Here is a 7,643-nt window from a genome sequence, read left to right as displayed (position 1 = left end):
GTGGTGGCCAGCATGATCGTGCCGACAGCGGCAAGACCGGTGATGAGGAGGCCAAGCCCCATCAGATTGTAAACCTTGATCATGTAGGCGCGCAGGCCCTGATCGATGTCGGCACCGACGCCGACGCCGGGCACGGCGCGCGTCTGGTAGTTGCGAATGGGATCAGCCATTGTAGTCCTCTATTGCTTCTGCCCCGTCCGGTGTCAGGTCCTTCCGGACCTGGGCGCCGCTGGCAGGGCTCCAGCATGCCTGTGGCGAAATATGATGGTTATTCGCGTCAAGAACAAGACCGTAACCGGATGTAACGGTTCGTGAGAGGGCGAAGCGCCGTTTCCTCGGCTTTTCGGACGGCTTTCTTACCAAGATTTAATCCAGGATGCCCGTTCCGGGCCTGTCGTCACAGGTTGCGCAGCACCGGTGCTGCCTTGTGGCCGAGCACCCGCCAAGTACCGGCGAGACCAATGCCGACCGTGATCACCAGCGAAAACAGAATGGTTGCCACCGCCACCTCCGGCATGAAATGCGACGGCAGAGTCATGATGCGCGCGACGACGAACCAGGCGGCTGCGCTGCCCGCCGCCAGCGCGAAAATGGCGGTGGCCAGCCCGATCAGCATATATTCGAGCGAGAAGGCCGATATCAGCGTCGTGCGTGTCGCGCCCAGCGTCTTCAACACCACCGCATCATGGATGCGCGCCCGGTTGCCGGCTGCAAGCGCGCCGGCCAGCACCAGCACCGAAGCGATCAGCGCCACGCCAGCGGCCGCCCGGATCGCCGTGCCGAGCTGTCCGACCAGCCGGTTGACGATGTCGAGCGCGTCCTTGACCCGCACCGTCGTCACCGCCGGGAAGGCGCGGGTGACGGCGTTGAGGATGCGGGCGTCGTCGGCCGTCGATGCACTCTTTTCGGTCAGCGTCGCCATCCAGCCATGCGGGGCGCCCGCGAATGTGTTGGGCGAGAAGACCATGACGAAATTGATACCCATCGTCTCCCATTCGACTTGGCGGAAACTGGCGATCCTGGCCGTGACGTTGCGGCCCAGCACATTGACGGTGATGGTGTCGCCGAGCTTCAGCCCGATCTCCTTGCCTTCTTGCGCCGAAAACGAAACCAGCGGTTCGCCGCTGTAATTTTCGGGCCACCAACTGCCCTCGGTCAGCGTCGCGTTCTCCGGCTGCCTGGTGTCATAGGTCAGGCCGCGATCCCCCCTCAGCACCCAGGCGCCTTCCGCCGGCACCTTCACCTTGTCGACATCGACACCGTTCAGCGCCATCACCCGGCCGCGCAGCATCGGCACCTTGGCCAGCACGCCCTGCGGCGCCTCCTTGCCGATCAGCGCCGAGAAGGACGCGACATCGGCGCTCTGGATGTCGACGAAGAAGAAGTTCGGCGCCCGTTCCGGCAGGCTGCCTGAGATCTGTCGCCTGAGATTGCCGTCGATCAGCGCCAGCGTCACCAATAGCGTCAGCCCGAGCCCCAGGGACAGCACCACCGATGGCGTCAGGGCGCCTGGCCGATGGATGTTGCCGATGGCGAGCCTGAGCGCCACGAAGCGCACGCGCGGGCTTTTCCTGGCCGCCCATTGCACCAGTGCGCCGACCGAGCGCAGCACCAGGAAGGCGAAGACGGTAGCGCCGACAAAGATCGAGGCGATGCGCTGGTCGCCCGAGAACAGAATGGCCAGCGCCGCAAGCAGCAGCGCGATGCCTATGGCCGCCGCGACATAGGCGGGGCGCGGCAAGCCGCGGCCTTCCAGTCCCATTTCGCGAAACAGCGCGGTTGCCGGCACGTCGCGGGCGCGGCCGAGCGGCAGCAGCGCGAAAGCCAACGTCACCAGCAGGCCGAACAGCGCCGCCATGCCGAGCGCGCCGGGATAGAAGCCGCCTTCGGCCGGCACCGGAATGACGGATTGCAAGGCCGCGCTCGCCGCGAAGGGCATTAGTGCGCCGAGCACAAGGCCTAGCACGACACCCAATCCGGCTATGATCAGGATCTGCACGAGATAGACGGCAAAGACGAAGCCGCCCGAAGCGCCCAGGCTCTTGAAGGTGGCGATGACGCCGCGCTTGCCGTCGAGATAGGCGCGCACCGCATTGGCGACGCCGACGCCGCCGACCACCAGCGCCGTCAGCCCGACCAGGGTCAGGAACTGCGAGAAGCGTTCGATGTTGGACGACAGCGCGGGCGCCGCGTTGCTGCGCGTGCGGATCGACCAGCCGGCTTCCGGAAAATCCGTGGCGGCCTGATCCTGGATGGCCTTGAGCCTTGCCTCGTCGGCGTCCGCCGGCAGCCGGATTTTGTAGGCATTCTCGACCAGGCTGCCCGGCTGGATCAGTCCAGTGGCCGCCAACCCTTCGGTCGAGATCATCAGCCTCGGCGCGAAGCCGAAGCCGTCGGACACGGCATCCGGTTCGGCGACCAGCTTGGCGCGCAGTTCGAAAGTAGCGGTGCCGAGCTTCAGCCGGTCGCCAAGCTTGACGTGCAACCGCTCGAACAGAAGATCGGGCGCTGCCGCACCGAAGACGCCGAACTCTTCGCCGAACAGTTCCTGTTTCGACAGCGCCGGCTCGGTCTCCAGCGTGCCATAGAGCGGATAGACATGGTCGACCGCCTTGGCCTCGACCAGCGCCTGGTCGGATCCGTCGGCGAGACGCGCCATCGAACGCATGCTGGCGGTCCGCGAAACCGTGCCGAGCCCGTCAAGGAAGCTGCGCTCCGCCTGACTGGCGTCACGCTGGTTGATCTGGAAGCGAAGATCGCCGCCAAGCAGCGTCGGGCCCTGATTGGCGACACCGGCGGTGATCGAACGCGCCACCGAGTTGACGCCGCCGATGGCCGCGACGCCGAGCGCGATGCAGGCGAGGAAGATCAGGAAACCGGACAGGCCGCCGCGCATCTCGCGCAGCGAGAAGCGGACAGCGAGCCTCAACGTCCGGGACAGCGGCATCAGGCCGTCACCTTGACCGGCGCCGGTGCCTCGATCCGGCCCGAGTGCATCGAAACCTGGCGCGAACAGCGTGCCGCGAGCGCCGGATCATGCGTCACCAGCACCAGCGTCATGCCGCGCTCGGCCGCCTTCGCAAACAGGAGGTCGGCGACCTGCCGCCCGGTCGCCTGGTCCAGATTGCCGGTCGGCTCGTCGGCGATCAGGATGCGCGGCGACGGCGCCAATGCGCGGGCGATCGCCACGCGCTGCTGCTCGCCGCCCGACAATTCGCCGGGATAGTGGGTGACGCGGTCGCTGAGGCCAACCGCCGCCAGCTCGCGCGCCGCCACCGCGAACGGATCGGAATGGCCGGCCAGTTCCAGCGGCACCGCGACATTTTCGAGCGCCGTCATGTTGGGAATGAGATGGAAGGACTGGAACACGATGCCAATGTTTCGGCCACGAAACGAAGCAATCTGGTCCTCGCTTTTGCCGTTGAGCAGCTCGCCGGCGATTCGGACCGTACCCGAATCGACCCTTTCCAGGCCTGCCAGGACCATCAGCAAGGTCGACTTGCCGGAACCCGAAGGTCCGACGATGCCGGTCGCCTCGCCGGTCGCCACGTCGAGGCTCACCCCCTTCAGCACATGGACCGATGAAGCGCCCTCGCCAAGGGTCAGGGACACGTCTTTCAGCGCGATGACGGCTTCTGTCAAAATGAAATCGTCCTATATCTGGGAATGAAGGCTCTGCTTGCCGGAAGCCGTCGACTGGAGAATTCCTAGCTCATATGGGGCCTGCCGCATGTCTTTCAAACGCAGTATTGCCGCAGGCTTCGTGGTTTTCCTCGCCATTTGCGGCGTCATGTCGTCGGCGCGTGCCGAGCCGTTCAAGATCGTCGGCTTCGGTGACAGCCTGATGGCGGGCTATGGCCTTGGACCCGACCAGGGCTTTACCGACAGGCTGCAGGCAGCGCTTGGCGCCAAAGGCCACGACGTGACCGTCGCCAATGCCGGCGTCTCCGGCGACACGACGAGCGGCGGCCTGGCGCGGCTTGACTGGTCGGTGCCGGACGGCACGCAGCTGGTCATCCTCGAACTCGGCGCCAACGACATGCTGCGCGGCGTCTCGCCCGACATCACCAAAAAGAACCTCGACGAGATGCTGAGCAAGCTGAAGCAGCGCAAGATTGCCGTGCTTCTGGCCGGCATGCGCGCCGCACCCAATCTCGGTCCCGACTACCAGAGCGCCTTCGACGCCATTTTCCCGGACCTGGCGAAGAAATACGACGTCGCGCTCTACCCGTTCTTTCTCGACGGCGTCGCCGGCCAGCCCGGCATGCAGCTCGAGGACGGCCTGCATCCGAGCGCACGAGGCGTCGACCAGATGGTCGAACGCATCCTGCCCGCGGTCGAGAAGGTGATCGCGGCGGTGCCGGGCGATTCCTAGCGGGTTGGAACTGTTTCCGCCCGGCGAGCTTTTAACAGGGACTGTGGCCAACAAACCTCTTGCTCCGTTTGACTATCGATGATTCGCTATGGGTGACAGTTCGATTCGAGGAAGGGAGGCTCTTCATGCCGCGTCTTTTCACCGCCCTCGAAATTCCGCGTGACGCTGCCCTTTCGCTGTCCCTGCTGCGGGGCGGCTTGCCGGGAGCTCGCTGGATCGACGTCGAAAACTACCATCTGACGCTGCGCTTCATCGGCGATGTTCCCGGCCATGTCGCCGACGAGATCGCCAACGCGCTCGACCGCGTCCACCGCCCTTCTTTCTCGCTGGCGCTGACCGGCGTCGGCGCTTTCGGCCAGAAGAAGCCGCATGCGGTATGGGCGGGCGCTTCCGCCTCGCCCGATCTGGCCGCCCTTCAAGGTGAGGTCGACCGCATCTGCCAGCGGCTCGGCATCCCGGCCGACCCGCGCAAATTCATGCCGCATGTGACGCTGGCGCGCTTGCGCAATTCGACCCCGCTGGACGTTGCCCAATATCTGTCGGCGCGCGGCAATTTCTCGACGCTGCCGTTCCGCATCGGCCGTTTCGTTTTGATGTCGTCGCGCGATTCGGTCGGCGGCGGACCCTACATCGTCGAGGAAGCCTGGCCGCTGTCAGGCACGGACGCCCGCGCCTCCAGCCTTGTCGCCAGCGCCTCCGACGCCTCGCGGATCATGCGATAGGCGGAAGCGAAGGCTTCTGCCTCGTCATGATAAGGATCCGGCACGTCGCGTGCCTTTCCCTGCGCGAATTCCAGGAACAGATGGATACGGTCCTGCACGGCCGCCGGCGCCAGCGCCTTCAGGTCAGCGACATTCGACCGGTCCATGCCAAGGATCAGGTCGAAACGGTGGAGGTCCTGCGGCGTGACCTTGCGCGCCCTCTGCCCGGAAATGTCGACGCCGTGCCGCATGGCGACCGCGATCGCGCGTCGATCGGGGGCAGAGCCGGCCTCCCAGTCACTGGTTCCCGCCGAATCGAGCAGGATATCCCGGGCCGACCCGCGCTCGGCCCAAACGGCGCGGAAGACACCTTCCGCCAGCGGCGACCGGCAGATGTTGCCGAGGCAGACGAAGAGAATGGAATTTATAGGCTTCGCGCTCATCGATCCGTCGCTATGGTGAGGGTCGTTTTCGAATAGCACAGGATAGGGACATGGCGAGAGAGAAACTGGGCAGGCAAGCCGCTGAAGCCGCATTGACGGGCCTCGACGGCTGGGCGCTGGCGGAAGACGGCGCCTCCATCAAGCGCACATTCACCTTCGCGAATTTCTCCGAGGCTTTCGCCTTCATGACCCGCGTCGCGCTTGCCGCCGAGGCGATGGATCATCATCCCGACTGGTCGAATGTCTACAAGACCGTCGACGTGACGCTGAACACCCACGACGCCGGCGGCGTCACTGCGCTCGATATCGATCTGGCCACGAAAATGAACCGTTTTGCCGGCGCCTGAGGCCTGGTATCGCCTCGGCAGGCCCAAATCGGCACCGGCATCTTGTAGCGGGGGTCGGGTTTCACCACATTTTCCCCCGCGGGGCAGGCGCCGGATGCGCATGAGCCCCGCAAGGAGAGACTGATGGCGCAACAATCCGGTTTTGATTTCTTCGGCTTTGGCGGCAAGCCGTCAGACGAGAGCGAAGTGCGCGAGAAATTCTGGCGCACAGCCAAGAAGGCCGCGCGGCAGATCCCCTTCATGGAAGAGGTCGTGGCCGCCTATTATTGCGCCATGGACAAGAACACGCCGCTGCGCGCCAAGGGCATTCTGCTGGCCGCGCTCGGCTATTTCGTGCTGCCGGTGGATGTCATCCCCGACTTCGTCTTCGGGCTTGGCTTCACCGACGACATCGCTGTGCTCACCGCCGCGATCACCGCCGTCAGTGCCCACATCACCACTGCGCACCGGCAGGCCGCCAGGGACGCCATGGCCGAGAAGGGCTGAACACGCGCGCGGAACGCCGTTGAAGCCGGCTTTCGGCGACAGCGTAAAAAGTCAAACTCTTGCCGCTTTCGTGGCCTTCAAGTCGCCAAAGGGATGTCGCGCCACCCGCTCGCAGGGCGGCGGCGCGGGTATGGTGGCGGTTTCCTCGGGGTGAGGGTCCTTTTCTCTTCGGAAATTCACCGTTTGGTAACCCAGATTAAATCAAAATGAAGCGACGGGCAGGACGCCAAGCCGGCCTGCCTCCGCACCATTTGGAATACGGGAAAAGCGATGCGCGGATTGATTGCGATAGTTTCGAGTCTGGCCCTGGTGGCCGTGGCAGCGCCGGCACTGGCGCAGTCGGCGACCAAGATCGGCCAGCACAATGCCTGGGGCACCTACAGCTACCAGGCATCGGGCGGCAAGGTCTGCTATGTCCTGACCGTGCCGACCGACAAGCAGCCGCCCACGCTCGACCATGGCGATATGTTCTTCTTCGTCAGCCAGCGGCCCGGCCAGCAAGTGTCCTACGAGCCGCAATTCATTGCCGGCTACAATTTCCAGGAAGGCTCCAAGGCCACCGTGACCATCGACAAGAAGACGTTTTCGATGTTCACGCGCGGCAAATCGGCCTGGGTCGAGAATGCCGCCGAGGAGCCGGTACTGATCGCCGCCATGAAGACCGGCACCGACATGAAGGTGACGGCGAAGTCCGGCCGCGGCAATCCCACCTCCTATGTCTTCTCTCTGAAGGGCATTTCGGCGGCGCTGACATCGATCGCCAAGTGTAAATAGGCAAAGCTACTTTTTTGAGGGAAAGGCCGGGCCGCGAAGTCCGGCCTTTTTTCTTTCATACTTGCCCCGGCCCGGCCTCCGCCCGGCGGCGCCGGATCGCCTCGGCGATGAAGACACGCGATAGCGCGTGATAGAGCGGCTCGTGCGAGATCATGCGCGCCGTGCCGTAGCCCAGCATCGAGGCCAGCATCAGCGCGATGACATTGTCGTGATTGCCGGTCATCTCCAGGATGATGACGAAGGCCGTCATCGGCGCTTGCACCACACCGGCGAAATAGCCGGCCATGCCGAGCAGTGCCGCCACCCCAGTGCTCGCGCCAAAGAGGAGGCCGAGCGAACTGCCGATGCCGGCGCCGACAGCCAGCGAGGGCGCGAAGATACCGCCCGGAATGCCCGAGATCATCGACAGCAATCCCGCCAGGAACTTTTCGGCGAAGAAGAACCACGGCAGCGGCGTCCCTTCGACGGCGCCCCGGGCCGGCACGTAAACGGTGGCGAAGGTCAGCCCGCCCGAGGC

Annotated in this window: 9 protein-coding genes and 1 pseudogene; 5 read left to right on the top strand and 5 right to left on the bottom strand. The window is 64.8% G+C overall.

Annotation, left to right across the window (positions count from 1 at the left end):
• The 3 genes and pseudogenes from EN994_RS10875 to EN994_RS10865 all read right to left on the bottom strand — a co-directional run.
• Positions 1-170, bottom strand: a pseudogene (locus EN994_RS10875) (BAX inhibitor (BI)-1/YccA family protein); the annotation flags it as partial.
• Between the two features lie 227 nt (positions 171-397).
• Positions 398-2,947, bottom strand: a complete 2,550-nt coding sequence (locus tag EN994_RS10870) for an ABC transporter permease (RefSeq protein WP_127307529.1) — start codon at positions 2,945-2,947, stop codon at positions 398-400.
• Positions 2,947-3,642, bottom strand: a complete 696-nt coding sequence (locus EN994_RS10865; protein WP_063169548.1) for an ABC transporter ATP-binding protein — start codon at positions 3,640-3,642, stop codon at positions 2,947-2,949. Before EN994_RS10865 ends, EN994_RS10870 begins: the two co-directional genes overlap by 1 nt.
• A gap of 88 nt (positions 3,643-3,730) precedes the next feature.
• On the opposite strand from EN994_RS10865, the gene EN994_RS10860 reads away from it, so the two are divergent.
• Positions 3,731-4,375, top strand: a complete 645-nt coding sequence (locus EN994_RS10860; protein ID WP_013528820.1) for an arylesterase — start codon at positions 3,731-3,733, stop codon at positions 4,373-4,375.
• Positions 4,376-4,500: 125 nt separating this feature from the next.
• Positions 4,501-5,097, top strand: a complete 597-nt coding sequence (thpR, locus tag EN994_RS10855; RefSeq protein ID WP_063169549.1) for an RNA 2',3'-cyclic phosphodiesterase — start codon at positions 4,501-4,503, stop codon at positions 5,095-5,097.
• On the opposite strand, the gene EN994_RS10850 is transcribed toward thpR, so the two are convergent.
• On the bottom strand, positions 5,001-5,519 hold the full coding sequence (locus tag EN994_RS10850; RefSeq protein WP_013528818.1) for a low molecular weight protein-tyrosine-phosphatase: 519 nt from the start codon (positions 5,517-5,519) through the stop codon (positions 5,001-5,003). The two genes, thpR and EN994_RS10850, sit on opposite strands and share 97 nt — an antisense overlap.
• A 50-nt stretch (positions 5,520-5,569) precedes the next feature.
• Between EN994_RS10850 and EN994_RS10845 the strand changes: the two genes are divergently transcribed.
• The 3 genes from EN994_RS10845 to EN994_RS10835 all read left to right on the top strand — a co-directional run bounded on the left by EN994_RS10845 (position 5,570) and on the right by EN994_RS10835 (position 7,126).
• The gene (locus EN994_RS10845) at positions 5,570-5,866 is read left to right on the top strand and encodes a 4a-hydroxytetrahydrobiopterin dehydratase (protein WP_063169551.1); all 297 of its coding nucleotides are present in this window, start codon (positions 5,570-5,572) and stop codon (positions 5,864-5,866) included.
• A gap of 123 nt (positions 5,867-5,989) precedes the next feature.
• Positions 5,990-6,352, top strand: a complete 363-nt coding sequence (locus EN994_RS10840) for a YkvA family protein (RefSeq protein WP_013528816.1) — start codon at positions 5,990-5,992, stop codon at positions 6,350-6,352.
• A gap of 270 nt (positions 6,353-6,622) precedes the next feature.
• Positions 6,623-7,126 carry an invasion associated locus B family protein gene (locus EN994_RS10835; RefSeq protein WP_013528815.1) on the top strand — a complete coding sequence of 168 codons (504 nt, stop codon included), beginning with the start codon at positions 6,623-6,625 and terminating at the stop codon, positions 7,124-7,126.
• Between the two features lie 55 nt (positions 7,127-7,181).
• On the opposite strand, the gene EN994_RS10830 is transcribed toward EN994_RS10835, so the two are convergent.
• Positions 7,182-7,643 (bottom strand): chloride channel protein (locus tag EN994_RS10830; RefSeq protein ID WP_206530395.1); only part of this gene is annotated, 462 nt, incomplete at its 5' end.

The sequence above is a fragment of the Mesorhizobium sp. M7A.F.Ca.CA.002.09.1.1 genome, from assembly GCF_003998555.1.
Lineage (GTDB): Bacteria > Pseudomonadota > Alphaproteobacteria > Rhizobiales > Rhizobiaceae > Mesorhizobium > Mesorhizobium ciceri.
The sequence above is the reverse complement of the archived record's forward strand: the minus strand, read 5'-3'. Positions and strand labels throughout refer to the sequence as shown.

What these genes read in the sequence shown, in the direction of transcription:
- EN994_RS10870 (WP_127307529.1), bottom strand. Translation starts at nt 2,947, where the DNA reads ATGCCGCTGTCCCGGACGTTGAGGCTCGCTGTCCGCTTCTCGCTGCGC.
- EN994_RS10860 (WP_013528820.1), top strand. Translation starts at nt 3,731, where the DNA reads ATGTCTTTCAAACGCAGTATTGCCGCAGGCTTCGTGGTTTTCCTCGCC.
- thpR (WP_063169549.1), top strand. Translation starts at nt 4,501, where the DNA reads ATGCCGCGTCTTTTCACCGCCCTCGAAATTCCGCGTGACGCTGCCCTT.
- EN994_RS10850 (WP_013528818.1), bottom strand. Translation starts at nt 5,519, where the DNA reads ATGAGCGCGAAGCCTATAAATTCCATTCTCTTCGTCTGCCTCGGCAAC.
- EN994_RS10845 (WP_063169551.1), top strand. Translation starts at nt 5,570, where the DNA reads ATGGCGAGAGAGAAACTGGGCAGGCAAGCCGCTGAAGCCGCATTGACG.
- EN994_RS10840 (WP_013528816.1), top strand. Translation starts at nt 5,990, where the DNA reads ATGGCGCAACAATCCGGTTTTGATTTCTTCGGCTTTGGCGGCAAGCCG.
- EN994_RS10835 (WP_013528815.1), top strand. Translation starts at nt 6,623, where the DNA reads ATGCGCGGATTGATTGCGATAGTTTCGAGTCTGGCCCTGGTGGCCGTG.